Annotated in this window: 20 protein-coding genes and 1 pseudogene; 13 read left to right on the top strand and 8 right to left on the bottom strand. The window is 71.4% G+C overall.

The genetic code is table 11. From position 1 onward, the window contains the following. The 10 genes and pseudogenes from ACWCQ6_RS26875 to ACWCQ6_RS26920 form a co-directional block, all read left to right on the top strand. Positions 1–1,731 (top strand): ADP-ribosyltransferase (locus ACWCQ6_RS26875; protein WP_451093373.1); only part of this gene is annotated, 1,731 nt, incomplete at its 5' end. Next, the gene (locus ACWCQ6_RS26880) at positions 1,728–2,129 is read left to right on the top strand and encodes a hypothetical protein (RefSeq protein ID WP_451093375.1); all 402 of its coding nucleotides are present in this window, start codon (positions 1,728–1,730) and stop codon (positions 2,127–2,129) included. The genes ACWCQ6_RS26875 and ACWCQ6_RS26880, both read left to right, overlap by 4 nt. Before the next feature lie 223 nt (positions 2,130–2,352). Then, a pseudogene (locus ACWCQ6_RS26885) lies at positions 2,353–2,709 on the top strand (DUF6508 domain-containing protein); the annotation flags it as partial. Between the two features lie 83 nt (positions 2,710–2,792). Next, positions 2,793–2,924 carry a DUF6508 domain-containing protein gene (locus tag ACWCQ6_RS26890; protein WP_451093423.1) on the top strand — a complete coding sequence of 44 codons (132 nt, stop codon included), beginning with the start codon at positions 2,793–2,795 and terminating at the stop codon, positions 2,922–2,924. A 254-nt stretch (positions 2,925–3,178) separates the two neighbouring features. Then, positions 3,179–3,490, top strand: a complete 312-nt coding sequence (locus ACWCQ6_RS26895; RefSeq protein WP_451093377.1) for a hypothetical protein — start codon at positions 3,179–3,181, stop codon at positions 3,488–3,490. Between the two features lie 103 nt (positions 3,491–3,593). Beyond that, positions 3,594–4,967 carry a type VII secretion integral membrane protein EccD gene (eccD, locus tag ACWCQ6_RS26900; RefSeq protein ID WP_451093379.1) on the top strand — a complete coding sequence of 458 codons (1,374 nt, stop codon included), beginning with the start codon at positions 3,594–3,596 and terminating at the stop codon, positions 4,965–4,967. 53 nt (positions 4,968–5,020) lie between these two features. Then, on the top strand, positions 5,021–6,529 hold the full coding sequence (locus ACWCQ6_RS26905; RefSeq protein WP_451093381.1) for a MinD/ParA family ATP-binding protein: 1,509 nt from the start codon (positions 5,021–5,023) through the stop codon (positions 6,527–6,529). Positions 6,530–6,594: 65 nt separating this feature from the next. Next, positions 6,595–10,566, top strand: coding sequence for a type VII secretion protein EccCa (eccCa, locus tag ACWCQ6_RS26910; protein WP_451093383.1), 3,972 nt, complete (start codon positions 6,595–6,597; stop codon positions 10,564–10,566). Between the two features lie 81 nt (positions 10,567–10,647). Further along, complete coding sequence (locus tag ACWCQ6_RS26915; protein WP_451093385.1) at positions 10,648–12,066, top strand: DUF6177 family protein; 1,419 nt, start codon at positions 10,648–10,650, stop codon at positions 12,064–12,066. Positions 12,067–12,583: 517 nt separating this feature from the next. Continuing rightward, entirely contained in the window at positions 12,584–13,591 is a 1,008-nt protein-coding gene (locus ACWCQ6_RS26920) for a terpene synthase family protein (protein WP_451093387.1), read from the top strand. Positions 13,592–13,667: 76 nt separating this feature from the next. On the opposite strand, the gene ACWCQ6_RS26925 is transcribed toward ACWCQ6_RS26920, so the two are convergent. Further along, positions 13,668–14,975: a PucR family transcriptional regulator gene (locus tag ACWCQ6_RS26925; RefSeq protein ID WP_451093389.1), complete on the bottom strand. Its 1,308-nt coding sequence runs from the start codon at positions 14,973–14,975 to the stop codon at positions 13,668–13,670. 205 nt (positions 14,976–15,180) lie between these two features. On the opposite strand from ACWCQ6_RS26925, the gene ACWCQ6_RS26930 reads away from it, so the two are divergent. Further along, positions 15,181–16,680, top strand: coding sequence for a long-chain-fatty-acid--CoA ligase (locus ACWCQ6_RS26930; RefSeq protein ID WP_451093391.1), 1,500 nt, complete (start codon positions 15,181–15,183; stop codon positions 16,678–16,680). 115 nt (positions 16,681–16,795) lie between these two features. Then, a complete protein-coding gene (locus tag ACWCQ6_RS26935; protein WP_451093393.1) occupies positions 16,796–18,283 on the top strand; it encodes a carboxylesterase/lipase family protein in 1,488 nt (495 codons plus the stop codon). 39 nt (positions 18,284–18,322) lie between these two features. Here ACWCQ6_RS26935 and ACWCQ6_RS26940 read toward each other — a convergent pair whose 3' ends face one another. Then, positions 18,323–18,538, bottom strand: coding sequence for an EF-hand domain-containing protein (locus ACWCQ6_RS26940; RefSeq protein WP_451093395.1), 216 nt, complete (start codon positions 18,536–18,538; stop codon positions 18,323–18,325). Positions 18,539–18,724: 186 nt separating this feature from the next. On the opposite strand from ACWCQ6_RS26940, the gene ACWCQ6_RS26945 reads away from it, so the two are divergent. After that, a complete protein-coding gene (locus tag ACWCQ6_RS26945) occupies positions 18,725–19,363 on the top strand; it encodes a GNAT family N-acetyltransferase (RefSeq protein WP_451093397.1) in 639 nt (212 codons plus the stop codon). A 12-nt stretch (positions 19,364–19,375) separates the two neighbouring features. On the opposite strand, the gene ACWCQ6_RS26950 is transcribed toward ACWCQ6_RS26945, so the two are convergent. The 6 genes from ACWCQ6_RS26950 to ACWCQ6_RS26975 all read right to left on the bottom strand — a co-directional run bounded on the left by ACWCQ6_RS26950 (position 19,376) and on the right by ACWCQ6_RS26975 (position 25,342). Further along, on the bottom strand, positions 19,376–19,993 hold the full coding sequence (locus ACWCQ6_RS26950; protein ID WP_451093425.1) for an ADP-ribosyltransferase: 618 nt from the start codon (positions 19,991–19,993) through the stop codon (positions 19,376–19,378). Positions 19,994–20,083: 90 nt separating this feature from the next. Beyond that, the gene (locus ACWCQ6_RS26955) at positions 20,084–21,271 is read right to left on the bottom strand and encodes a YVTN family beta-propeller repeat protein (protein WP_451093399.1); all 1,188 of its coding nucleotides are present in this window, start codon (positions 21,269–21,271) and stop codon (positions 20,084–20,086) included. After that, positions 21,271–22,089, bottom strand: coding sequence for a polysaccharide deacetylase family protein (locus tag ACWCQ6_RS26960; protein WP_451093401.1), 819 nt, complete (start codon positions 22,087–22,089; stop codon positions 21,271–21,273). Before ACWCQ6_RS26960 ends, ACWCQ6_RS26955 begins: the two co-directional genes overlap by 1 nt. A 355-nt stretch (positions 22,090–22,444) precedes the next feature. Continuing rightward, positions 22,445–22,960: an ATP-binding protein gene (locus ACWCQ6_RS26965; protein ID WP_451093403.1), complete on the bottom strand. Its 516-nt coding sequence runs from the start codon at positions 22,958–22,960 to the stop codon at positions 22,445–22,447. A 251-nt stretch (positions 22,961–23,211) separates the two neighbouring features. Continuing rightward, positions 23,212–23,979 (bottom strand): enoyl-CoA hydratase/isomerase family protein, encoded by a 768-nt coding sequence (locus ACWCQ6_RS26970; RefSeq protein ID WP_451093405.1) that lies wholly within the window; start codon positions 23,977–23,979, stop codon positions 23,212–23,214. Positions 23,980–24,097: 118 nt separating this feature from the next. Then, the gene (locus ACWCQ6_RS26975; RefSeq protein WP_451093407.1) at positions 24,098–25,342 is read right to left on the bottom strand and encodes a L,D-transpeptidase; all 1,245 of its coding nucleotides are present in this window, start codon (positions 25,340–25,342) and stop codon (positions 24,098–24,100) included. Positions 25,343–25,534: the final 192 nt, after the last annotated feature.

Below are 25,534 nucleotides of genomic sequence, written 5' to 3' on the forward strand. Positions count from 1 at the left end.
GGCGCGGTCACGTTCAACGTCCTGACGACCGTGTTCACCGGAGGCGCCGGCGGAGCCGTCGCAGGCGCCGGGAAGGCCGGAGCCGTCGCGAAGGTCCTGTCCGTCGCGGGCAAGACCGGCAAGTTCATCGACCCGATGACCTACATCGCCAAGGGCGCCGGCGCCGGCCTCTCGAAGATCGGCGACATCACCGCGGGCCTCAAGGGCATCAACAACATCGAGATCCCCAAACTCCCCGACGGTTCGGTGCAGTTGCCCGACGGTCGCCTCCTGGAGCCCAACGGCAATCTGGTCGCCCCGAACGGCGTGGTCGAAACGACTCCGATCCCGCACGACACGGTCCCCCATGCTCCGGGCCTGCCGCCGTCCTGGCAGATACAGCAGCCGGTGCCGACGAGCGTCCACGCGGGAGGTGGCTTCCCCGACATGGCGCCGCACACCCCCGGCGGCGGCTTCGACCATGTGCCGTACGGTCCGGGCAGCCATGTGCCGGGCGGCGTACCCAACCACGTACCGAGCGGATCGTTCGGCCCCGCCCCGGCACACTTCGATGCGGCGAGCCATGTGCCGGGCAGCGTGCCCAACCACGTACCGAACGGATCGTTCGGCCCCGCCCCGGCACACTTCGACCCGGCGAGCCACGTCCCGGGCGGCGGCAGCCACGTTCCCACCGACCACTTCCCCACGGGCTCCGGGCACGACATCCCCGGACACCCGGCTCCGGGGCACGATCTGCCGTCCACCGGCCCGCACGGGCCGGGCCACGACCTGCCCCACGGCACCCCGCACACCCCGGACGCCCCGCACCCCCCGGGCCACGACGGTCCGGGCACGCACGGGCACGACGGCTCGCACGGCGGCGGCCACGACAACTCGCACGGCGGGCACACGGACGACGCGTCCGCGCACGTCGACGACGCGGCGCACGTCGACAACGGCGGCCACGGCGGCCCGCACGGCGCCGCCGACGACCTCACGCACGGCGCCGACGACGCGACGACGGGCGGCCACCACAGTGGGGACGGGGTGGGGAACGGCGGTCCGGGCGACGGTTTCAAGTACACCCCGCACATCTCCGCCGACGACTTCGACGACCTCACGACGGCCGAGAAGCACCGGGTCGCCGCGGCCGAACTCACCGAGGGCACGGTCCCGTTCGCCGACGACACGGCGGCGATCAAGTACGGCCAGGACTACTGGAACGACTACGTGGACAATCTGGATCCGTCCGCGAAGCAGGCTCTCTGGGACTACACCGGTGAGACGTTCCCGTCGTACCACGACATCAACGGCCATCTGCGCGGCACTCCGGGGTACGGCCCGAAGCCGGAGGTGCTGCACGACATCGCCGAGATGGACAAGGTCATGTCGACGCGTCCCGTGCCCGACGACATCATGGTCGTCCGGGGTACGGGGCTGGGACACCTCAAGCTGGACTCCCCGCTCGACATGCTGGGCAAGACGTACCCGGACAAGGGCTACACCTCCACGTCCCTCGGCAACCACCCGGTGTCCGGCTTCGCCGGCAAGGAGGCGATCCTGCACCTCCGCGTACCGAAGGGGACGCCCGCCCTGTGGCTGGAGAAGGTCTCCAAGTTCGACGTGTCGGAGCGGGAACTGCTCCTGGCCCGCGGTTCCGAGTTCAAGGTGACCCGCGTCTTTATGGACAATGGCCAGGTCCAGGTCTACGGGGAAGTCCTGCCGCCGAACAAGGGAGTGGTACACGAATGAGCAGCGAGCAGCGGCCCAATCCGCGGCTGAACGAGGATCTGTTGTTCAACGAGGCGCCCGGCGGGCCGCCGCGCTACAACTCCCAGTCCCACAAGCCGGTCCAGTACCTGACGGTGGCGGACAGGGACGGCGAGGCGATCGGCTACGTATGGGCGAACGACGAGGACGACGCCGCCGGGTGGCTGGTCCGCAAGGCGGGCGGCGACGAGGCGTTCAACAAGGGCGCCAGGTGGGCCCGGAGGCTCCACGACGCGAAGGCCCGGGGTGTCGCCCCGACGGCCGCCCTGGCCGAGATGATCAAGGAATCGGACCCGTCGAAGAGCAGCCATGTCGTACCCGGCTCCCTGACCGAGGCACCGAACGCCGATGTGGTCAGGAGTCTCGCCGCCGAGAGCTGACCATGACGTACGAACCCGACGCGCCGCGATACCGCGCCGAGACCGACAAGCCGGTTCATCACCTCACCGTCGCGAACACCCGCGGCGAGGCGATGGGCTACCTGTGGGCCAACGACGAGGAAGAAGCCGCCGGTTGGTGTCTGCGGCCGGCCGGTGACGGGCCGGGTTCGGCGAAGGGCTCGGATGGTCCGCAAAGCTCGACGCCGCCAAGGCGCGCGGGCTCGTGCCCACGGCCGCGCTCGCCGAGCCGGCCCGCGGCTCGGACCCGAGGTGCGTCAGCCATGTCGTCCCCGGCTCCCTGGCCACGGCTCCGTCCCTGGCCGCGCTCACGGAGCTGGCCCGCGTCGTCACCGAGGCCGACGACCGGCGTCTGCTGGCTCAGCTCGATCGCGAGAACGCCGACGCGTGGCGCGAGTTGAGGCAGGCGCTCGCCGCGCTCACGGACGAGGACCGCGCCGTGCGGTGGTCCGGGGGCGGGCCGCAGCCCGACGGCGCCCGGCGGATGAGCTACCCGCTCCGCAGCGAGCGGCTCCAACGCCTGGTGCGCGCACTGCCCGCGGTCGGCGCGGTGACACCCGCGTACCTGTGGCAGGACAATCCGCCGCCGGCCGTGCCCGTCGACGGACGGCTGGGGCGGCGGACGCGGTGCGCGCGGCCACGGCCGTGGGGCGCGGGGAGCGGTTCTCCGACGGGACGATCGCGCAGGCGGCGCGGAGCGGTCTCCTGGACGCCGTGGCCGAGTCGTTGTGCGCTTGGTACGAGGCTGTGGCCGACGGCTCGCGGGGCGATCCCTGACAGATACGGAATGCGCGTACGCCGTGCCTGCTCGTGCCGCAACCTGGGCTGTACTGCCTGCTCACCCATGGCTTATGTTGCATGAGTGAATTGGGGGATTCCCGTACGGTGCCCGCCGGCTGATGCGGAATACGCCGCTCCCCGGAGTGCGCGGGAGTGACCCTGCCCCGGCCGCCGTTCCTCGCGCCGACGGGCGATGATGCAGCGACCATGACCGACGCAACGTACGACTGAGGCAACGGACGACAAGACGAATGGCACGGGATTACGACAGCCAGCTTCTGGAGTCGGTGGCGGTACGCCGGCGCAGGATGCGTGACGCACTGCTGTTCGGCGCGCAGCGGGCGCGGCGTACGGCGGACGAGCGGCTCGGAAAGGTGTTCGCGGGGATCGCCATCACCGCCGTGCTGTGCGCGGGATGCGTGGGGTGGTCCTTTGTCCAGAACATGCTGGAGAAGCAGAAGGCCGAACAGCAGAAGCAGCAGCGCCAGGAACAGCAGTACCAGCAGCCGGCGAAAACGGCTCAACCGGAGAAATCCGGGGATTCGACGAAGAATCCCCAGTAATTCGGCAACTCCGGCGAATTCAGAAGGAGTTCCCTGCAAAGGGGACTGACAAGGCGCTAGTAGCATGGGCACGCCAAGCTGCCCGACTCCTCAAAACGTCGCGATGATAGGTTCCCGTAAAGTGGTGAGCACAGCAACGACCTCCCGAGCGCAGCTCAGCCGGGTGACTCTGGTCGGTGAGCGACGCCGGGCCGACATCGTCCTGCCGTCCGACACACCGATCGGGCAGCTGCTGCCGGACATTCTGCAGTTGCTGGACGACCGGGCGGCAGCACGCCCGATGACACGGCAGTTGATCACGTCGGACGGCTCCGCACTCCCGCACGACAGCACGCTGTCCTCGGCGGGGATCGCGGACGGTGCGGTGCTCCGGCTCGTCCGGGCCCATTCCGCGCCCCCCGCCCCGGTCGTGCACGATGTCACCGACCTGGTGGCCGACGATCTCGATCTGCAGGCCTGGCGCTGGCGTCCCGCCGCGCGCCGGACGAGTGCGGGTGTGGCCTCCGTGGCCTTCGCGGTGGTCGCCGCGCTGCTCGCCCGGCGTGAGTTCGCCCTGGACTCGCTGACCACCGCCCTCGCGGCCGCCACGCTCGTGCTGCTGGCGGCCGGTGCGCTCATCGCGAAGATCGGGCAGGGCAACCGGGGTCTGGCGACCGCGCTCCTGCTCGCCTCCGGCAGCCTCGGCATCCTCACCGCCTGGACCGCCGCGGACGCCTACGACTGGTCGGGGACCGCGCGGCTCGCCGCCGTCGCCGCCTCGCTGGTCCTGACGCTGGTGCTCCTCGGCTACTTCTCGCCGCTCGGCCGCGGCGGGCTCATCGGCGCCGTCGCCACCACCGCGATCACCGTGGTGTGGGAGGCAGTCGCCGCCGTCCAGGACGACCTGGCCCGGCTCGGCGCGGTCATGGCCGTCTTCTCCGTCGTACTGCTCGGACTGCTCCCCCGGCTCGCGCTGGCGGCCTCCGGGCTCACCGCGCTCGACGACCGCCGCTCCGGCGGCGCCTCCGTCAGCCGGCACCAGGTGGGCAACGCGCTGGCGGCCACCCACCGCGGCCTCGCCCTGGCGACGGTGGTCACCGCGGTCTCCGCGGCGGCCGGCGGCTGGCTGCTCACGCTGGCCGACAAGCCGTCCGTGTGGACCGTGGCGCTGCCCTCGCTGGTGGCCCTCGTGCTGCTCTCCCGGGCGCGGGCCTTCCCGCTGGTCGCCGAGGTCGTGGCACTCTTCGCCGCCGCCGCGGTCCTGGTCGTGCGCCTGGTCATGCTGTGGATGCAGCACGCCGGAGGTGCCGGACCGCTCGCCCTGCTGGTCGTGGCCGCGGTGCTGCCGCTGCTCGTCCTGGCGGTGCAGCCGCCCGAGCATGTGCAGGTCCGGCTGCGGCGCATGGCCGATCTGGTCGAATCCATCGGTGTGGTGGGGCTCTTCCCGCTCGCCGTCGGTGTGTTCGGCGTGTACGGACAGCTGCTCAACAAGTTCTGAGTCGACGCGCAGGTGCTCCGGGCGGGGCAGCAGGGCGAAAAAGAAGGGCAGACATGCCGAACGAAGACAACTGGCAGGGCGACGTGCTGCGCGCCATGAGGGGCGGCGCCGCCCAGGAGGGCGCGCAGGGCCCCGGCGGTCAGGGGTACGGTGCACCCGCGCAGGGCCAGAGCGGTCAGGACGGTCAGCGGTACGGTGCCGCCGCGCCGGCCCCCGGCCTGCCCACACAGAACGCCCACGCCTACGGGGCGCCCCAGCAGCACCCCGGCTACCAGCAGCCTCACCAGCCCCAGCAATACGCCGGCTATCAGGAACAGCAGCAGTACCCGGGTTATCAGGAACAGCAGCCGGCCCAGCAGCAGCCCGGCCACCAAGAGCAGCAGCAGTACCCCGGGTACCCGGAACAGCAGGCGACGCAGGCGCAGGCGCAGCAGCAGTACCCCGGTTACGAGGAACAACAGCACCAGCAGCCCCAGCAGCCCCAGCAGCACCCCGGCTACCAGGGACAGCAGGCCGTCGCCGCGCACTCCGTCGCGCAGCCGCAGCAGGAGCAGGCCGTCGCCGCGCACCCCGTCGCCCAACCGCAGCAGGAGCAGGCCCAGCCGCAGCCCGCGTACACCCCGGGCACCCGGCCCCACCACACCCCCGACTCGCGGCCCGTGGTGGACCGGGCGCTGGCCGCCGTCGGGCGCAAGGCCCGGCACGGCGAGCCGTTCGCCGCGCGGGCCGCACGCGCCCTGCGGGTGAGCGTGTCCTCCTCGGCCGCGCGCGAGGTCGCCCGTACCACCGCCACCGCCGAAATGCTCCAGCAGCCGGTGACGACCGGCCGGCAGATCGCCGTCACCTCCATCCGGGGCGGCGCGGGCAAGTCGACCGTCGCCGCGCTGCTCGGCACCACGTACGCGCACTACCGCCAGGACCCGGTCCTCTTCGTCGAGGCCGACCCGGCGCTCGGCTCGCTGCCGCTGCGGCTCGGCGCCGAGTCACTGCGCTGGACCACCGGTGACCTGGCGGGCATCATCGAGCCGCAGATGTCGCTGCTGGACATCACCGGCTATCTCGTCCAGCTCCCCGGCAACGCCTGGCTGCTGCCCGGCAGTCAGGGCCAGATCGGCGCGATGCTGGACAGCAGGGCGTACGAGCGGGTCATGGTGTCGCTGCGCCGCTACTTCGGCGTCACCGTCGTCGACTGCGAGACACTGCCCGCCGAGGTCGCCCGCGTCGCGCTGTCCGCCGCCCAGGCCCGGGTGCTGGCCGCCCCCGCCACGCTGGAGGGCATCACCAGCACCTACGCGGTCCTGACGTGGATGCAGTCGCTGCCCCGGCAGGTGATCGCCGGCACGGTCGTCGTTCTCAGCGAACTGGTGCCGCACCCCGGGCTCGATCTCGACGAGGCGGCACAGAAGCTGAAGGCCACCGGTGCGAGTGTCCAGGTGCTGCCGTACGACCGGCATCTGGCGGCCGGCGGGCAGATCCGTACCGAACTCCTGGCGCACGCGACCCGGGAGGCCGCCACCCGGCTCGCCGCGGACGTGTTCCGGCTCTCCCAGCAGCACCACTGATCACCGATCGGCAGCACCCGCTGGTCCCGATGCCGACCTGCCCCGACCCCGAGTGACGGACGACGATGAGTACCCGACTGATCCACCGCCCGGCCAGGACCACCCGGCCGCCGGCCGCCTCCGAGGCGCGCACCATCGAGGCCCCGCCGAACCTGCCCGAGGGCAAGTCGGGCAACATCGCCATGTCGCTGTTGCCCGTCGCCGGTGTTATGTCCTCCGTCGTGATGATGACGGTCGTACGCAACAGTCAGTTCGCCGCGCTCGGTGCGATCATCCTCGTCGTCACCGTCATCGGCTCCGTGGCGCTCGTCTTCTCGCAGCGCGGCAAGGCCCAGCGCACCCGCCGCACCCAGCGCGAGGCCTACCTCGCCTATCTGGAGGACCTGCGCGAGGAGTTGTCCGCCGAGGAGCGCCTGCGGGCCGAGCGGGCCGATGTCCTCAATCCGCCGCCGCACGCCCTGTACGACATCGTGCGGGACCCGGCCCGGGTCTGGGAGCGGCGCCGGCTGGACGGCGACTTCCTGCGGGTGCGCGTCGGCACGGGTGAGATGCCGGTACGCGACCTGAAGGTCGCCCAGCAGGGCTCGTCCGTCCTCTCGCCGCCCGACACCTTCATGCTCAACGAGGCGTCCGCGTTGATGGACCGCTTCCGCACCGGCACCGAACTCCCGCTCACCGTCCCGCTCGACCGGGTCGGCAACATCAGTGTCATCGGCCCCCGCGAGGACTGTCTGCGCGTCGCGCGCGCCCTGCTCGTCCAGACCGCCGCCACGCACGCCCCCGACGACGTCGCGATGGCCCTCGCCGTGCCCGGTGACCGGCTGGCCGACTGGGACTGGGCCAAGTGGATGCCGCACCTGCTCGACACCGAGCAGTTCGACGGCCCGGTCGCCGCCCGCCGGATCGCCCCGTCCGCGCCCCAACTGGCCCGCCAGATCGGTCCGGAGCTGCGCCGCCGCGCCTCGTACGCGGCCGAGGTGCGGCGCGGCCTGTCCGGGAAGGACGCGCTGTCCATGACGTCCCGGCTGCTCGTCGTCACCGACGGGCACGGCGAGGACGCCGTCGACCTGCCGCGCCCGGACGACGCGGTCGGGCTGCGCGAGATGGGCGTCAGCGTGCTCCACCTGCTCGAACACCGGGTCCAGGAGCCGGGACACGTCAGCGTACGGATCACCGTCGACGGCGACGGCGTGGTCATCGAGGACCTGCGCGAGCAGGAACCGGTCAGCGCCCACGGCACCGTGGACGAGGTCGGCATCCCCTTCGCCGAGGGCCTGGCCCGGATGCTGGCGCCGATGCGGCTGTCCGCCGAATCGCTGGTGGACGCCCCGCTGTCCGGGCCCGTCGACTTCGCCGACCTGCTCGGTATCGACGACGTGGCGCAGCTCGATCTGACGCACATGTGGGCGCCGCGCGGCGAACGTGCCTTCCTGCGTGTGCCGATCGGCATCAGCGACTCCCACCAGCCGGTGCTCCTGGACCTGAAGGAGTCCTCCGAGCTGGGCATGGGGCCGCACGGGCTCTGCGTCGGGGCGACCGGTTCCGGCAAGTCCGAGCTGCTGCGGACCCTGGTCCTGGCCCTGGTGGCCACGCACCCGCCGGAGGACCTCGCGCTGGTCCTGGTCGACTACAAGGGCGGTGCGACGTTCGCCCCGTTCGCGGAGCTGCCGCACGTGGCCGGTGTCATCACCAACCTGGAGAACCAGGCGGGCCTCGTCGAGCGGGTGCACGCCTCGCTCGCGGGTGAGGTCAAGCGCCGCCAGCAGGTGCTCAAGGACGCGGGCAATGTCGCCGACATCGGGGACTACGCGGCGCTGCGCGCGGACCGGCGGCCCGATCTGGATCCGCTGCCGCACCTGTTCGTGGTGATCGACGAGTTCGGTGAACTCCTCACCGCGAAGCCGGATTTCATCGACCTGTTCCTGTCCATCGGCCGTATCGGCCGCTCCATCGGTGTGCATCTGCTGCTGTCCAGCCAGCGCATCGAGGGCGGCAAGCTCAAGGGTCTGGACACGTATCTCTCGTACCGGCTCGGTCTGCGTACGTTCTCCGCCGACGAGTCGCGCACGGTCCTGGACACCACGGACGCCTTCCATCTGCCGCCGCTGCCCGGTTTCGGCTACCTCAAGGTCGACACCAGTCACTACGAGCGCTTCAAGGCGAGCTACGTCTCGGGCGCCTACCGGGGCCCGGTGCAGCGTACGCAGGAGGAGGACACCGGTCCGCTCGCCCTGGAGTACGAGGCGTTCAACACCCTGGCCGAGCCGGAGACCTCGGGCGAGGAGCCGAAGGTGCGGCGCCGGGAGACCGGGCCGACGGAGATGGGTGTCATCGTCGACCAGCTGCAGGAGGCGGCCGGTCCGGTGCGCCGGATCTGGCTGCCGCCGCTGCCCGGTGCCGTGGCCCTGGACAAGGTCGCGGGGCCGCTGGACGTGGGCCCGCGCGGGATGCAGCTGGCCAAGCGGCGCGGTCCGCTCCAGGTGCCGCTGGGTCTGCTCGACGACCCGACCAAGCAGTGGCAGGGCCAGTGGTATCTGGACCTCACGGTGGCGGGCGGTCATGTCGCGGTCATCGGCGGTCCGCAGGCCGGCAAGACGACGCTGCTGCGCACGCTCGCGCTGGCGATCTCACTGACCCACACCCCGCAGGAGGTCGGCGTCTACGGCCTCGACCTGGTCGGTGGCGGTCTCCAGGCCGTGTCGGGGCTGCCGCACGTCGGCGGTGTCGCCGGCCGCGCGGACCGGGAGCGCGCGGGACGCACCGTGGAGGAGGTGCGGGGCATGCTCGCGGTTCGCGAGGAGCTCTTCCGCGAGCACAACATCGACTCCGTGGAGCAGCTGCGTTCGCTCCACGCGGCCGGCCGGCTGCCGCAGCTGGCCTCGGCCGAGATCGTGCTGATCATCGACGGCTTCGGCGCGCTGCGCGACGACTTCGACGAGCTGGACGACGCCGTCGTCGACATCCTCAAGCGCGGTGGCGGCTACGGCATCCACGTCGTCGCGGGCATGCTCCGCTGGAACGACGTGCGCATCGCCACCCAGTCGAACTTCGGCACCCGGGTCGAGCTGCGGCTCAACGACCCCAGCGAGTCCAGCATCGACCGGAAGCTGGCGCAGACCCTGTCGCCCGACGAGCCGGGCCGCATCCTCACCGACGGCAAGCTCTTCGCACAGGTCGCGCTGCCGCGCACGGACGGGCTCGCGGACGTCTCGGACCTGGGCGCGGTCCTGGAGCACACCGCCCGTACGATCCGCGCCACATGGAGCGGCGAGGTCGCCCAGCCGGTGCGCATCCTGCCGCACGTCCTGGAGCCGCATCTGCTGCCGGGCCCGGTCGCCGAGCCCAAGCGGGTGCCGATCGGACTGGACCAGACGGCGCTGGCGCCCGCCGTGCTCGACCTGTTCCACCACGACCAGCATCTGCTGATCCTGGGCGACAGCGAGTGCGGCAAGACGAACCTGCTGAAGACGATCGCCGGCGGTCTGATCGAGCGCTACGGCGAGGACGAGCTGGTCTTCGCCGTCATGGACCCGCGGCGCGGTCTGCGCGGCGCGATCCCGGAGGAGTTCCGCGGCGGCTACGCGTACAACCCCAAGATGTGCGCGGGTCTGGCCGCCGGTATCGCCACCGAGCTGGAGAAGCGGCTGCCGGACGACCGGGCGGACACCGAGGACCTGGAGCCCGGCAGCTGGGGCAGCGGTCCGCGGATCGTGATCCTCGTCGACGACTACGACGTGCTGACCACGGCCGGGCAGTCGCCGCTCGACCCGTTCCTGCCGTACATCCCCTCCGCCGTGGACATCGGGCTCCACTTCGTGCTGACCCGCCGGGTCGCGGGCGCCTCGCGCGGCATGTACGACCCGCTGATGCTGGGTCTGCGCGAGTCGGGGTCCTCGGCGCTCCTGATGGCGGGCGACCGCAGCGAGGGGCAGCTGTTCCCCGGTGTGTACGCGACCCAGCAGCCGCCGGGGCGCGGTGTGTTCATCCGCAGGGGCCAGCCCAACCGTCTGATCCAGACCGTGTACACCGCGGCGTGAGCGCCGGGGAGCGGCCCGCGCCCGCGGGACGCTCCCCACCGCACATCCGCACCCCGGACGAAGAAGGAAACGGCCGACCACATGACCAAGGACGTCATCGCCCTCACCGCACGCATGCCCGACCCGCTGACCGTGCTCGCGGGTCTGCTCGCGGGCGGCCCGGACAAGCTGGTGGGGACGACGGGCGAGGATGCCGTCGTGCAGCTCTGCGACGGAGAGGGCCGGCCGCTCGTCTCCATCGAGGCGCCGCTGCTGGTGCAGGTGGCGGGCGAGGCCGAGCGGCTGCTCGGTGCCTCCGCGCCGCCGGTCCCGTTCTGGTGGACGGAGGCCCGCGCCACCACCGGTGTCGAGGAGGCCGAGCTGCTCGCGGGCACCTTCGCGGCCCGGATCGCCACCCTGGCCGGAGGTTCCGCGTGGCCTCCGGAGGCCGCGCGCTCCCTCGCGGTGGTGAAGACCGACGGGGTGAGCGTCGCGCCCACGCCCGCCGCCGCGCAGCCCGCCGTGGACGCGCTCACCGACAAGGTGGCCGTCATCATCCAGGACCGTCCGGTGATCGCCATGACGGCCTGGCTCTCGGACGCGTTCCGGGCCGCGGCCAATGCCGAGCTGGGGCTCCAGATCGTCACCTCGCCGGGTGCCACGCTCTCCCCCGCCGTACGCAACAGCCTGAGCGGCTGGCCCTCGCGGTGGGTGGTGCAGGACGAGAAGGACGGCTACTACGACGGTCTGTCCGGTGCCGTACTGCGCTGGCAGAACGGCATGTTCGCGACGGTCGAGGCGGCCGACGCCACCCCCGAGGACCCGCGCACGCCGGTGGCCGCCGCCTACCAGGAGGTCACGGACACCGGTGAGCGTCAGCTGGCGATCTCGTTCCGCGCGGTCCACCCGGCGGACGACCGGCTGGTGCTGGGCGGGGCCCTGGAAGCGGTGTGGCAGGAGCTGACGGGGCAGGCCCCGGCGGGGTGGGGCACCGCCGAGCCCGCCAACCTGCCGTGGTCGCTGCGCCGGCTGACCGATGTCGCCTTCGACCGGGCGCCCGAGCCGACCTGGCTCGTGGTGGTCGGCAGCCCGGACCGGCCGGGTCTGGCCACGGTCCGCATCAGCCGTACGAAGGCGGGCGTGGAGGAGGACGTCACGCTGGCGTTCGGTTACGGCCCCGGCGAGGAGCCCCCGCTGGATGCCCTGCCCCGGGTGGCCGAGGTGCTCGCCACCCGTCACCACCTGCAGTCGATGCTGGTCCAACTCCGCAAGGCGCGGCGCGACTTGGCCGTGCCGCCGCGCTTCGAGGGGCCGGGGGTCCCGTTGGCCTTCGTGCTCGGCGCGGAGGAGGTGCGCGAGATGCCCGGCGACCGCGCCCGGCGCACTCCGCTCTCCGAACCGCCGGTCCAGCTCGGCCCGAGGTCCCGTCCGGCGCTGTACTACCCGCTGCCGGGCGATCCGTCGGACCTGTCGGGCTGGCAGGACTTCGAACGGCTGATGCGGCATCTGAAGGGCGCCTGAGGAAGACGCGTCGTACGGCCCCGTCCCGGAATGCGCCGAACCGGGCCGGGGCCGTCGGCTTGTCCGGGATGGCGGAGGGGAGCGGCGGGGCAGCAGCGGCGTGAAATCGATGGTGCGGAAGGCCCGAGCAGACCGCCTGACTACCCGCAGGCGATCACCCCAAGCGGCCGCCGACTGCTCAGAGATGTTCACTCGTCCCTGTCGATCAAGCACTTTCGGTCACAAACAGCTTCCCTCCTCCCTCCACACAGGGTTGACTGGGGGTCACGCATGGTGATGCCGCCGTCCTGTGCCAAGGGCGATTGCCACCTCGGGCCCGAAGGCCCGGCCCCGATGCCCCGAACCCCGGCGGAGGAGAGTGAGCAGGAATGACTGTCTCGTCTCGTACGGTGAGCCTCTGGCCAGGGTCGGCGGGTGCAGGCGGCCCGTCCCCCGCTGCGTACCCGGCGCAGACACACGAGTCCGCCCGGAAACCCGTTCGTATCCTTCATCCGTACCGTTTTGACGAGGGGCACCAATGAGCCAGATCGCTCTGCCAGCGTTTCATATGCCGTTCCAGAGCACCGGATGCAATCCCGGCATCGAGGAGACCAGGGAGGCGGCATGGGAATGGGCCGAATCCAATGACCTCGTGCTCTCCCCGGTGGCCCGGAAGAAGATGATCCGGACCAGGCCCGAACTCTGGATCTCCCTGATATTCCCGACCGCCTCGCAGCAGCATCTCGATCTCTTCTGCCAGTGGCTCTTCTGGGCCTTTCTCGTCGACGACGAGTTCGACGACGGGCCCGCCGGACGTGATCCGCGCATGTGCGAGGCGGCGATCGACCGGCTGGTCACCGTCCTCGACGGCGGCCCGCCGCGCGGCGCCATGGAACGGGCGCTCATGGGGCTGCGGGCCCGGACGTACCGGGGCCGTTCGGCGCGCTGGATCCGGCAGTTCCGGCGGGACACGGTGGCCTGGCTGTGGACCTACTACGCGGAGGCCGTGGAGCGGGCCGCCGGGCAGGCGCCGAACCGGACCGAATTCGTGAAGCACCGCCGGGATTCGGTGGCCATGCAGCCCTTTCTCGATCTCCACGAGATCACTGCCGGGATCGACCTTCCGGAATCGGCCCGGAGCCTTCCCGCGTACATCGCGCTGCGCAATGCCGTGACGGATCACTCGGGTCTCTGCAACGACATCTGCTCCTTCGAGAAGGAGGCGCTGCTCGGATACGAGCACAATGCGGTACGCCTCATTCAGCGTGATCGCGGATGCACGCTCCAGGAGGCCGTCGACGAGGCCGGGGTGCAGCTCGCAAAGATCGCGCAGCGGGTACAGCGCGCCGAGAAGGAGCTGATCGAGGAGATCGAGGCGGCCGGCATCCAGGGCCCCACCCGGGTGGCGCTGGAGCGGTGCGTACGGGACTACCGCGGGCTGGTCCGGGGCGACTTCGACTACCACGCCCGCGCGGAGCGCTACACCCGCCCCGATCTCGTCGAGGTCGACGAACGGGATTCCCTCTCCGCGCACTTCGCGGCCTGACCCACCATCAGTACGGCGCGGGAGCCGACGACCGGAGGCCCGGCAACGGCCTCCGGTCCCGCGCGGCGGCCCGCGGTCAGGTCCGGCCCACGTCACCGCCCACCGGGGCCCGTTGACCCTCGGCGCCGATCAGCGGCAGCGCCCGCAGGGCCAGCGCCCACCCCAGTCGCACCTCGCCCGACTCGGCACAACGGCCGGTGAGTTCGGCGATCCGGCCGATCCGGTTGAGGACCGTGTTGCGGTGGCAGTAGAGCAGCTCGGCCGCCCGCGCCGCCGAGCAGCCCTGGTCGAGCCAGACCCGGAGGGTGTCGAGCAGCACCTCGCGTTCGGCCGCCGCGTCCAGGACCCCGCCCAGCTGCGTGGTGACGATGCGCTCGGCGATCTCCGGCCGGCCGACCAGGAGCGCCTCCGCGAGCCGGTCGTCGAAAGCCGCCGCCTCGCCGCTGCCGGCGGGCAGCGTGCGCAGCGCCTGCTCGGCCAGGCGCAGGGCCCTGCCCGCCTGGGCGAGGCGGTCGAACTCCGGTGACACGCCCGCGGTGGCGCCGGTGCGGTGCCGCAGCAGGTCGAGCAGGACGCCGGACTCCCCCGCGGCCAGCCGCACGATTCCCGCGTACCGGCCCGACCGGGGCCGCCAGAAGGACCAGATGCCGTGATCGTCGAGGACCGGGGCCGGGTTGGGCGGGGCGGCCGGGTCCTGGGCTGCGACGACGACGACGTACCGGTCGTGGACCCGCACGCCCAGCGCCGCGGAGGCCGCCGCGGCGACCGCCGGGTCGTCGCCGCGCCCGTCGAGCAGGGCCTCGAAGAGGGCGACGCGGCGGGTGTCCTGCCTGCCCTGCATCTCCAGCTGGGTCAGCCGGTACGACTCCGCCATCACCAGCGAGTAACGGTCGATGGTCTCCCACACGGCGCCCGCCATGTCGAGCTCGGTGTCCCGGGCGCCCTCGACCGGCACCACGGCCTGCGGTGTCCCGCGCGTCGCCCGCAGATGCTCGGCCATCACCTGCCACATCACCCGGCCGCCGCGCCGGTAGGCCTGGAGCACGGTGTCCAGCGGTACGTCCTGCTCCGCGCGCCGCCGCCCCGTCTCGCGCGCCGCGTGTTCGAAGTCGCCCCCGCTGGGCGGCAGCCCGCCGAAGTCCTCCAGGGCATGCAGCAGGTTGCCGCGGCAGATCTCCCGCAGGTCGTCCCGGCTGACGGGCGAGCCGGAGGCGTACGTACCGCTGTGCGCGTGGATGTCGTCGACGACCCGCCGGGTCAGCTCGTCGATCCCCGGCAGAAGGGCGAGGGCCAGGGCGCGGCGCAGCTCGCCGTCGCGGTCGCGGTGTCCGCCGGAGCGGGGGCCTTCGGGACAAGGGCCTCGGTGAGCCGGGTTCTGCGCCATGCCCGAAGGCTAATGGCTGCCCCTGTCCCGTAGCCGAAGTCGGCGCCCGCACGTTATGCGGATGCCTTGCCGTCTGCCGCTGCGCGTGGCCGCTGCCCAGGTGGACGGTGCGCATGGTGGGCAACTGCACATTGTGCGGAGCCGGGAGCACAGCCGATTCTGAGCAGGAGCAGCCGTGTGAACGCCATGTTTCCTGGAGCGTGTCATGTTTCTCAGCGTCGCAACCATTCTGGGTGAGTCGGCCCGCAAGCACCCCGACCGCGTCGCCGTGGTCGATTCGGGCACCCGGACCGGCTACCGCGAGCTCTGGGCGGGGGCCCTGCGCTGTGCGGGCGCGCTGCGGGCGTCCGGGGTCCGGCCGGGCGACCGGGTCGCGGTGCTGCTGCCCAATTCGGCGGACTTCCTGTACACGTACTACGGCGCGCTGGCCGCCGGGGCGACGGTGGTCCCGGTGCACGGGCTGCTGGTGGCCGAGGAGGTGGCGTACGTGCTGCGGCACAGCGGCTCCGTCGCGCTGATCGCCGACGGTCCGATGTGGCCGGTCGCCGAGGAGGCGGCGCGCGCCGCGGGGGTCCGGGCGGTGCAGGGCGTACCGGCCGGCGGCGACCCGCTGCCCGCGCCGGAGCCGGCGGCCCCGGAGGACACCGCGGTGATCCTGTACACCAGCGGCACGACCGGGCGGCCCAAGGGTGCGCTGCTGACCCATCTCAACATCGTGATGAACGCCTCCGTGGTCGCCCACGACCTGCTGGGGCTCGGTGTCGACGACGTGGTCCTCGGCTGCCTGCCGCTCTTCCACACCTACGGGCAGACCTGCGCGATGAACGCGACGCTCCGGGCCGGGGCGACGCTCGTCCTCATGCCGCGCTTCAGCGGCGCGGGCGCGCTGGAGCTGCTGGCCGCCGAAGGGGTGAGCATCTTCATGGGCGTACCGACGATGTATCACGCCCTGGTCGAGGCGGCGGCGCAGGAGACCGGGGCCCGGGACCGGACGAGGCTGCGCGCCGCCGTCTCGGGCGGCGCGGCCCTCCCCGTCGCCGTGCTCGAACGCTTCGAGGACACCTTCTCGACACAGATCCTGGAGGGCTACGGGCTGACCGAGACCTCTCCGGTCGCCACCTTCAACCAGCCGGAGCTCGGCCGCCGCCCCGGCACGGTCGGCCACCCGATCTGGGGCGTGGAGACCGGTGTGGCGGACGCGGCGGTGGAGGACGAGGTGGTGCTGCTCCCTGTCGGCGAGGTCGGCGAGGTGGTGGTGCGCGGCCACAACGTGTTCGCCGGGTATCTCGACGACCCGGCGGCGACGGCCGCGGCCGTGGTCGACGGCTGGTTCCGCACCGGGGATCTCGGGGTCCGGGACGAGGACGGCTTCCTGAGCATCGTCGACCGGAAGAAGGACCTGGTCATCCGGGGCGGCTTCAACATCTATCCGCGCGAGGTCGAGGAGGTGCTGGTCCGCCATCCGGCGGTCTCCGAGGTCGCGGTGATCGGCGTGCCCGACGAGGCGCGCGGCGAGGAGATCTGCGCGGTGGTCGTCCTGCGCGCGGGAGCGGAGGCGGTGACCGAGGAGGAGCTGATCGGCTGGTCCAGGGAGCGGCTCGGGCGGCACAAGTATCCGCGGATCGTGCGGTTCACCGGCTCGCTGCCGCTGGGGCCGACCGGCAAGATCCTCAAGCGGGCCCTGACGACGCCGTCCTCCTCCTGACCCCCGCCCCGTCACCCCGTCACCCCGGCACCGGCCGGTCCGGGCCGACAGGGCCCCGGACCGGGTACACACCGGGTCACCGGTCCGCGTCCGCACCGCAGAAGGGCTGAACCTCATGTCTGCCGTACCCCCTCCGCTGTCCGGGACGTCCCCCCAGGTCAGCACGGTCCACGGGACGGTGCGCGGCACGGTGGAGCAGGGCGTCGCCGTCTTCCGCGGCATCCCGTACGCCGCCGCGCCGGTCGGCGCCCTGCGCTTTTGCGCGCCCGAGCCGCCCGAGCCCTGGGACGGGGTGCGGGATGCTGTGGCGTTCGGGCCGACCGCGCCCAAGCGGCCGTACTCCCCGCCGCTGGACCGGCTGCTGCCCGACCCCGATGTGGCGGGCGACGGCTGTCTCAACCTCAATGTGTGGACGCCGTCCCCGGCCCGCACCGGACTGCCGGTGCTGGTCTGGATCCACGGCGGCTCGCTGCTGCACGGCTCGTCGGCGGTTCCGCTGTACGACGGGACCGCGTTCGCCCGTGACGGTGTGGTCCTGGTGTCGGTCAACTACCGGCTCGGCATCGAGGGGTTCGGAGTGTTCCCGGACGCGCCCGCCAACCGGGGGCTGCTCGACCAGATCGCGGCGCTGACCTGGGTGCGGGAGAACATCGCGGCGTTCGGCGGCGATCCGGACCTGGTGACGGTGTGCGGCGAGTCGGCGGGGGCGATCAGCATCGGCGCCCTGCTGGCCGCCCCGCGGGCGCGCGGCCTGTTCCGGCGGGCGGTGCTGCAGAGCGGTGCGCCGACCGCGCTGCCGCCCGGCGCGGCCGCCCGCCGCACCACGGAGCTGATCGCCAAGCGGCTCGGGGTCGAGGCGACGGCCGGGGCGCTGGCGGCGGTGGATCCGGCGGCGCTGCTGGCCGCGCAGACCGAGGTGACGTCCGGCGGCTCCCCGCTGACCGGCGGGAACTCCTTCCAGATCGTGGTGGACGGCGATCTGCTGCCCCGCGATCCGCTCGAAGCGCTGCTGGACGGGGCCGCGTCGGACATCGATCTGCTGATGGGCACGAACAGCGAGGAGTACCGGCTCTGGTTCGTACCCAGCGGTCTGACGGAGCGGCTGTCCTCGTTCAAGCTCAGGCTGGCCCTGCTGAAGTTCAAGGTGCCGGGCGCCACGACGCGTACCTACCGGGCGAACCGGCCGGACGCCACCCCGGGTGAGCTGCTCGGGGCGCTCGCCACCGATCTGCTGCTGCGGGTCCCGCTGAACCGGGTGGCCGATGCCCGCACGGAAGCCCGGGGAAGCACCCATCTCTACGAGTTCGGCTGGCCGTCCCCGGTGCTGCGGCTCGGTGCCTGTCACGCGCTGGAGATCGGCTTCGTCTTCGACACCCTGAAGACGCCCGACGCGGTGGCGCTGGCCGGTGCGGACGCCCCGCAGGAGCTGGCCGATGCGATGCACGCGGCGTGGGTGGCGTTCGCCGGGTCCGGTGACCCCGGCTGGCCGGCCTGGGACGCCTCGCGCCCGGTGATGGGCTTCGGCCCCGGGAAGCCGGCCCTGCTGCGGGCCCCGCGCGACGAGGAGCTGCGCGGCTGGGCTCCGTACCGCAAGAACGCCTGACGGCGGCCCCCGGCCCGTGGGCCGGGGGCCCTTTGCAGATCAGTCCTTGTTCTGCGCCGCCCAGAACTCGTCGAACGTGAGCAGCCCGTCGCCGTTGCCGTCGTGCGAGTTGATGACGGCCTGGGCCACCGGCTCGGTGACGTAGGGGTCGCCGAGCTGAGCCATCACGCTCTTGTACTCGGCTGCCGAGATCAGCCCGTCGCCGTTCATGTCGAACCGCTCGAATGCCTTGCGCGCCGACTCCATGTCCGCCACAGTTCTGCCCCTTCGTAATGCCCGATCAATACTGATCACTAACTGATCAGCCCCTGGCCAATGCCTGACCAACGGGGGTCAGATTAACGGTCGCGACCGATGGCGTTCGCGGCGGCCGGTAGTCGATCATGGCCGGGTGGTCCGCCGCCCGGCGGACCACGGACCGGACCGGGGAGCGGAACGCGCATGGATGACGCGCTGGCACGGATTCTGACGGCCGCGGCGCACGGGCGGTTTCCCCCGCCGGACGGTTCGACGACCGTGGTGGGGCAGCCGGGTGCGCGGGACGCGGGAGTGCTGGCGTTCACCGCGCACTCGGTGGTCTTCACGGACGAGGACCCCGACTGGGTGCGGTCCGTGCTGGCCGGCACCCCCGGCGACGAGCTCGCCGCGACGATGAATCCGCACTTCCTGACCGCGTTGACGGCCCGGAGCGGCCGCCACATGAACACCATCGATCTTCTGACGGTCGCGAAGGCGCTGCCCGGCGAACCGGAGATCGGGCTGCGGGAGATCGAGGACCCGGAGCACCCCCGGGTGGCCCGTGCGATGAAGTACCGCGACGAAGTGCGGGTCTGGTCCGCCGACGGCGGTGTGGTGATCCTCGGCCGGGGCGTCGCGGGCCGCTGGGAGACCGCGATCGAGGTGGCCGAGGAGGCGCGCGGCCGGCGGCTCGGCGAGCGGCTGGCTCGGGCGGCCCGGCATCTGGTGCCGGACGCGGTGGTGTGGGCCCAGCAGTCGCCGGGGAACGCCCGCAGTGTGCGGACGTTCCAGGCGGCGGGCTACCGGCCGGTGGGCTCGGAGGCCCTGTTCGTCATGGGGTGAGCGCTCGTCGGATCAGCTGCGCCACGGCTTGTAGTGCGGATTGTCGACGCACTCGTTCATGATCTCGGTCTTGCTCGCCCGGTCGATCGGGCACGCCCCGACGATGAACTTCCGGTCGACGCCGCCGGGGAAGGCGACCTCCACCTGGTCGGCGTACTTGTGGGTGTCGCCGATCGTCTTGTTCACGTCGATGCCGCCGGGAGCGTCGATGTAGTAGTTGAACTCGCTCTTCCACCGCTTGTACAGGTCGTGGTCGTACGTGGTGGAGACGAAGGGCGACGGCTGGTTGACCAGGACGTACTTCTCCACGTCGTACTGGCCGTAGACGATGTCCCTGGCGTGGAAGCCCTCCTCGAAGATGGTCGCAGGGCCCCGGCCGTCCGCCCGGTAGAGCTGACGGCAGTTGTCCCGCCACGAGGGCTGCGGGGTGATCCGGTCGAGGTCCACCGGGTCGGCGGCGGCGAAGAGGTGGTCGGCGACGACCGGGCAGCCACCGGGCTTGAACGCGGCGGCAGGGGCGGCGGCCGGGGCAGCCGCGGGGGCGGCCTCCGTGGCGGCGGCCGGAACGAGCACGGCGGAGAGGGAGAGAACGGCAAGTGCGGCCCGGCGCCGCATACGAGAAGTGATCATCATGATGGTCACTGTCCTGGCGATGCGGCGCCGGGCCGTGGAGCATCACCCGAAGGCGAGCGTGTCGGGCGGAACGTTGACGCCGGGCGGTCAGCGGAAGACGCCGGTGTGGCCGAGCGAGTAGCGGCCCGGCTGCGGGTAGACGGCCAGCCCGTGCGGGCCGCCGTCCACCGGGATCCGGGCGATCTGCTCGCCGGTGGTGGTGTCGATCGCGTACACCTCGGCGTCGTAACGCCCGCTCAGCCAGAGGACCTTGCCGTCCGCCGAGACCCCGCCCATGTCGGGGCTGCCGCCGTCGGGCAGCCACCATTTCTTCACCGGCTTGCGCTTCGCGAAGTCGAAGACGGTGATGGAGCCCTCGCCCCGGTTGGAGATGTACATCTCCTTGGAATCGCGGCTGATGTAGAGGCCGTGGGCGCCCTCGCCGGTGCGCAGCAGCTTCGGGGTGGTGAACTTCTTCCCGTCCAGCACCCAGATCCCGTCCGCGATCATGTCGGCGACGTAGAACGTCCCGCCGTCCGGCGACAGTTTCACGTCCTGCGGCATCGCGCCGCTGAACGGCAGCTGCTGCTGGCCGACGACCTTCATCTGTGCCGTGTCGACCTTGAGGAGTTCGCTGGAGAACTCGCAGGAGACGATGAAGTACCGGCCGTCGGCCGAGAAGTCCGCGTGGTTGACACCCTCGCAGTCGACCGGGACGGTCTTGGCCGTCTTCATGGTGTGGGCGTCGCGGAAGACCAGCTGACGGTCCATCGAGGCCATCACCACGGCGTACTTGCCGTCGGGGGTGAAGTAGAGGTTGTACGGGTCGGAGACCGGCACCGTGGGGCCGGTCTTCCCGGTGGCCGGGTCGATGGCGGTGAGGCTGTCGCCGATGTCGTTGTTGACCCAGAGGGTCTTCAGGTCCCAGGAGGGGACGACGTGCTGCGGCTGACGGCCGACCTTGATGGTCCTGATGACCTTGTACGTCGCGGGGTCGATCACGGACACGGTGTCGGATTCGGTGTTGGGGACGTACACCCGGGACGGGAAGTCCTTGACGACCGGGGAGAGCTTGCCCCGGTCGGCCGCGTAGATGTCCTTGGGATCGAGCACCGGGGGCATCCCGGGGAGCCCCGGCGGCACGGGCGGTGCGACGCGGTCGGGTTCGGCGGGCCGGGTGGCCTCGCTGCGGACGGCCTGGACGTTCGCCTTCTCGGAGGGGGTGCCGCAACCGGTGAGTGCGGCCAGCAGGACGGCCCCGAGCAGGGCCGCGGTGTACTTGGTGGAGGGAGACATCAGGTCAGCAGCTCCGTGGTCGTCACCGCGCGCAGTCGGCGGCGGTCGATTTCGGTGAGGAGGAGGGGCAGCGCGGCGGCCGTGTCCGCGTAGCCGAAGTGCAGGCTCACCACCGATCCGTTGCGGATCTCCCCGGCGACCTTGCGGGTGACGGCCGCGGCGCCGGGAGAGGTGAAGTCGAGGGAGTCCACGTCGTACGAGAGGACGTGCGGGTAGCCGGCCCTGGCGGCCAGCCGCTGGACGAGCGGGGTGGCGTACCGGGTGCGCGAGGGGCGGAACCAGGTGCCGATGGAGCCGGTGAGCCGGCGCAGCCGCCGGGCGCAGTCGTCGATCTCCGCGTACGCCTCGGCCTCGCCCATCGAGGAGATGTCGGTGTGGTGCTGGGTGTGGTTGCCGAGTTCGTGGCCGCCGTCGAGGATGCGCCGGGCCATGTCGGGGTGTTCGTCGAGCCAGCTGCCGACGGCGAGGACGGTGATGCGGGCACCGGCCCGTTCGGCCTCGGCGAGCACGGTGCGGGCGATGGCGGGGTCTCCCTGGCCGTGGAAGGTGAGGGCGACGCGGGAGCGGTCGCGGGGGCCGTGGTCGATCCGGACCGGCTGTCCGGGGAAACGGTGCGGTCCGGGCGCGGGCCGCAGGGACGGGGGCCGGGCGGTCGCGACGGCAGGGTTCTTCGGGCTCACCGCGTCCGTGACGGCCCCGGCCGGGGTGCCGTCGGCGTCGCGGTCCGCGCATCCGGCGGCGAGGACACCGGCAAGGGCGGCCCCTGCGCCCGCGCGCAGGGCGCCGCGGCGGTGCACCGGAGTGTCGGAGGGGGTCATGCCCAGACACAGTAGGGGCGATCTTGGGCGAAAATAACAATTTAGATATATGGGTGGCGCGAATGAATCATTCACCGAATCCCATAAATATTCACACTTTTGCAGGCAAGTGACCCATCACACCTGTGATTCGCATGAGAAATGTCCCACTTTGATAGCGAATGCAGCAATTGCACTTTTGGCGGAGAGGTCGCCCGTCTGCCATAGTCGGTGACACGACCGCATGACCCGAGCCCGGTCGTCACAAGCGGCCGTGAACACACCCCCCATTTCACGGTCCCCACACAGCAGCCCCCGACGCGCCTCACCACGGCGGACCGGGGGCTGCTGTGGTTCCGGGCGCGGGCCCGCCGGATCAGCGGTCGGAGATCCGCATCTCGAACCAGGTGGTCTTGCCGCGCGGCAGCAGATCCACCCCCCAGCGGTCGGAGAGTTTGTCGACGAGGAAGAGGCCCCGGCCACTGATGTCCATCGACTGAACGGGCATCAGACACGGCAGCCCGCGCGAGGGGTCGCGCACCTCGATCCGGATCCAGCCCCGGCGCCGCAGCATCCGCAGCCCGAAGACCCGCGCGCCGGTGTGCCGCACCGCGTTGCCGACGAGTTCCGAGACGAGCAGCACGGCGTACTCGGCGGTCTGCGGGGAGAGCGCCCACTGCCGGAGCATCACGCACGAGGTGAGCCGCCGGGCGGTGGCCGCGGACTCCGGACGGGAGGGAAGCCTGACTTCCCCCTCCGTCGGATTTCCGAACAACTCCAGCGCTTTGAACGTCCGTTCGTCCTCGACGACCGACATACAGCGCGCCGCTGTCGCATCACTGCGCGGTCGCGGCTGCTCCACACCCTCCAGGCCCGCCATGAACACCATCATGGCCGCAAGAACGACACGCCGGGGCCGTTCCGAAGGAATCCGCACCCCGGAGCATGTCATTCCGTGAAGGCGGGTAGGCATATGCCAGCGGCAGAATGCGGGCCCTCAAACCCCCTCTGACCTGCACGGATACCCTCTTCGAGCATGGCGCGCGGGCCGATCGGGGTGCTGGGCCTCAAGGTTCTCTCAAGGCCCGGCCCATCCCCCCGCACGGATGAACCCGTGTCAGTCTGTGCCCAACTTGCGTTCGATCAGAGGAACTTGGCCTTTCCCGGCCCCTCTTCCACAAAGCTGCGCATTCCGCGCTCCCGGTCCTCGGTGGCGAACAGTCCGGCGAACCAGTTCCGCTCGATCGTGAGCCCGGTGTCGATGTCCGTCTCCAGGCCGGCATCGATGGATTCCTTGGCGGCGCGCAGCGCCAGAGCCGGCCCCTTGGCCAGCCCGGCGGCCCAGGCGTGCGCCTGCTCGTACACCTCGGCTGCGGGCACCACGCGGTCCACCAGACCGATCGTCAGGGCCTCCTCGGCCCTGACATGACGCCCTGTGAAGATCAGGTCCTTGGCGCGGGAGGGGCCGATCAGCCGGGACAGGCGCTGGGTGCCACCCGCACCCGGGATCAGCCCGAGCAGGATCTCGGGCTGGCCCAGCTTGGCGTTGTCGGCGGCGATACGGAAGTCGGCGCAGAGCGCCAGCTCGCAGCCGCCGCCCAGCGCGTAGCCGGTGACGGCGGCGACGACCGGCTTGGGGATCCGGGCCACCGCGGTGAACGAGTCCTGCAGCGCCTTGGACCGTACGACCATCGCCGTATGGTCCATCGCCTGCATCTCCTTGATGTCCGCGCCCGCCGCGAACACCTTCTCGCCGCCGTAGAGGACCACGGCCCGCACGTCGTCGCGCCGGGTCGCCTCCTCGGCGAGTTCACGCAGCCGGTCCTGGGTGGCGACGTCCAGGGCGTTCATGGGCGGACGGTCCAGCCGGATCGTGCCGACGCCGTCGCGTACTTCGAGATTTGCGGTCATGGGAGGCAGGTTAGCCCGCCCGGTAATCGGGAGGGCGGGCTCCGTCGCCGCCGACGACAGGGGGCCCGGTGCTGTTGGTCACAGCGCCGGGCCCGCTCCGCCTTGCTCGCCGGGAGGACTACTTGGTCCACTCCGACCAGGACATGTTCCAGCCGTTGAGGCCGTTGTCGGGCTGGATCGTCTTGTCGTTCGAGTTCTTCACGATCACGACGTCACCGATGAGCGAGTTGTCGAAGAACCAGGCCCCCGAGGTCTTCTTGCTCCACGCACCGCGCACGTCCTGCAGACCGACGCAGCCGTGGCTGGTGTTGGTCGAACCGAAGACGCCGGAGCCACCCCAGTAGTTGCCGTGGATGAAGGTGCCCGAGGTGGACAGACGCATCGCGTGCGGCACGTCCTTGATGTCGTACTCGCCACCGAAGCCGACGGTGTCACCATTCATCCGGGTCACCTTGAGCTTCTCGCTGATGACCATCTGGCCGTTGTACGTGGTGGTCGCCGGGGCGCCCGCCGTGATCGGGATGTCCTTGATCTGCTGACCGTCGCGGACGACCGTCATCCGGTGCGTGCTCGCGTCGACCGTGCTGACCTGCTTGCGGCCGATGGTGAAGGAGATCGTCTTGGCCTGCTTGCCATAGACACCGGGGCGTCCCTCGACGCCGTCGAGGTTGAGCTTCACGGTCACCTTGGTGCCCGCGGCCCAGTACTCCTCGGGGCGGAAGTCCAGGCGGTCGTTGCCGAACCAGTGGCCCTCGATCGGGACGGACGGCTCGGCCGTCACCTTGATCGCGTTCTCGACCGCCTCCGGGTCGGTGATGCCGCGGGTGAAGTGGATCGAGACGGGCATCCCGACGCCGACCGTGGAGCCGTCCTCGGGGGTGTACTGCCCGATGAAGGTGTTCTGCGGGACCAGCGTGGTGAAGCTGGTGTCCTTCGCCGACTCACGGCCCTCCGAGTCCTTGGCGACCGCGTGGACCTTGTACTTGGTCGCGGCGGCCAGGTGCTGGTCGGGCGTCCAGCTGGCGCCGTCAGCCGCGATCTTCCCCTCGACCTCGGTGCCCTTGGGGTCGGAGACCTTGACCGTGGTCAGCTTTCCCTGGTCGGCCGAGACCTTCAGCACACCGCTGGTCGCGACGGATTCGGCGCCGTCCTTGGGCGCGACGGTCACCACGGCCTGCGAGGCGGAGGTGTCCTCGGCCTTCCCCGCACCGCCCTTGCCGCTGCCCCCGTCGTCTCCTCCGCCGCACGCCGTCACCAGCATCAGCAGCGCACCCAGAACCAGAGCCAGCAGTCCGGTGGAGCCTCGCCCGCCCCGTACGCCGTTCGCCCTGGCCGATGTCCCCGATATCGGCTGCCCGTTCAATGTGGTCGTCTCCCCTCACACGGCCTGGCCCCGCCATGGCCCCGGGAACCCGAAGGCTCCTCCCCCGCGCGCTGCATATGCACGCTCAGCGAAAGATAATCACACTGACCGTGAGGAAATGACCCCTCGGATGTCACCGTTCAGTCCCAAGTTGTCCCAGGGCTTCACCGGGTGGCGCCAGAAGTGTCCGGC

The sequence above is a fragment of the Streptomyces sp. NPDC001880 genome (assembly GCF_053594575.1).

Coding starts and splice junctions, on each gene's coding strand:
- eccCa (WP_451093383.1), top strand. CDS start 6,595: ATGAGTACCCGACTGATCCACCGCCCGGCCAGGACCACCCGGCCGCCG.
- ACWCQ6_RS26915 (WP_451093385.1), top strand. CDS start 10,648: ATGACCAAGGACGTCATCGCCCTCACCGCACGCATGCCCGACCCGCTG.
- ACWCQ6_RS26895 (WP_451093377.1), top strand. CDS start 3,179: ATGGCACGGGATTACGACAGCCAGCTTCTGGAGTCGGTGGCGGTACGC.
- ACWCQ6_RS26920 (WP_451093387.1), top strand. CDS start 12,584: ATGAGCCAGATCGCTCTGCCAGCGTTTCATATGCCGTTCCAGAGCACC.
- ACWCQ6_RS26905 (WP_451093381.1), top strand. CDS start 5,021: ATGCCGAACGAAGACAACTGGCAGGGCGACGTGCTGCGCGCCATGAGG.
- ACWCQ6_RS26970 (WP_451093405.1), bottom strand. CDS start 23,979: ATGACCGCAAATCTCGAAGTACGCGACGGCGTCGGCACGATCCGGCTG.
- ACWCQ6_RS26965 (WP_451093403.1), bottom strand. CDS start 22,960: ATGATGGTGTTCATGGCGGGCCTGGAGGGTGTGGAGCAGCCGCGACCG.
- ACWCQ6_RS26930 (WP_451093391.1), top strand. CDS start 15,181: ATGTTTCTCAGCGTCGCAACCATTCTGGGTGAGTCGGCCCGCAAGCAC.
- ACWCQ6_RS26960 (WP_451093401.1), bottom strand. CDS start 22,089: ATGACCCCCTCCGACACTCCGGTGCACCGCCGCGGCGCCCTGCGCGCG.
- ACWCQ6_RS26945 (WP_451093397.1), top strand. CDS start 18,725: ATGGATGACGCGCTGGCACGGATTCTGACGGCCGCGGCGCACGGGCGG.
- ACWCQ6_RS26950 (WP_451093425.1), bottom strand. CDS start 19,993: ATGATCACTTCTCGTATGCGGCGCCGGGCCGCACTTGCCGTTCTCTCC.
- eccD (WP_451093379.1), top strand. CDS start 3,594: ATGATAGGTTCCCGTAAAGTGGTGAGCACAGCAACGACCTCCCGAGCG.
- ACWCQ6_RS26955 (WP_451093399.1), bottom strand. CDS start 21,271: ATGTCTCCCTCCACCAAGTACACCGCGGCCCTGCTCGGGGCCGTCCTG.
- ACWCQ6_RS26925 (WP_451093389.1), bottom strand. CDS start 14,975: ATGGCGCAGAACCCGGCTCACCGAGGCCCTTGTCCCGAAGGCCCCCGC.
- ACWCQ6_RS26935 (WP_451093393.1), top strand. CDS start 16,796: ATGTCTGCCGTACCCCCTCCGCTGTCCGGGACGTCCCCCCAGGTCAGC.
- ACWCQ6_RS26880 (WP_451093375.1), top strand. CDS start 1,728: ATGAGCAGCGAGCAGCGGCCCAATCCGCGGCTGAACGAGGATCTGTTG.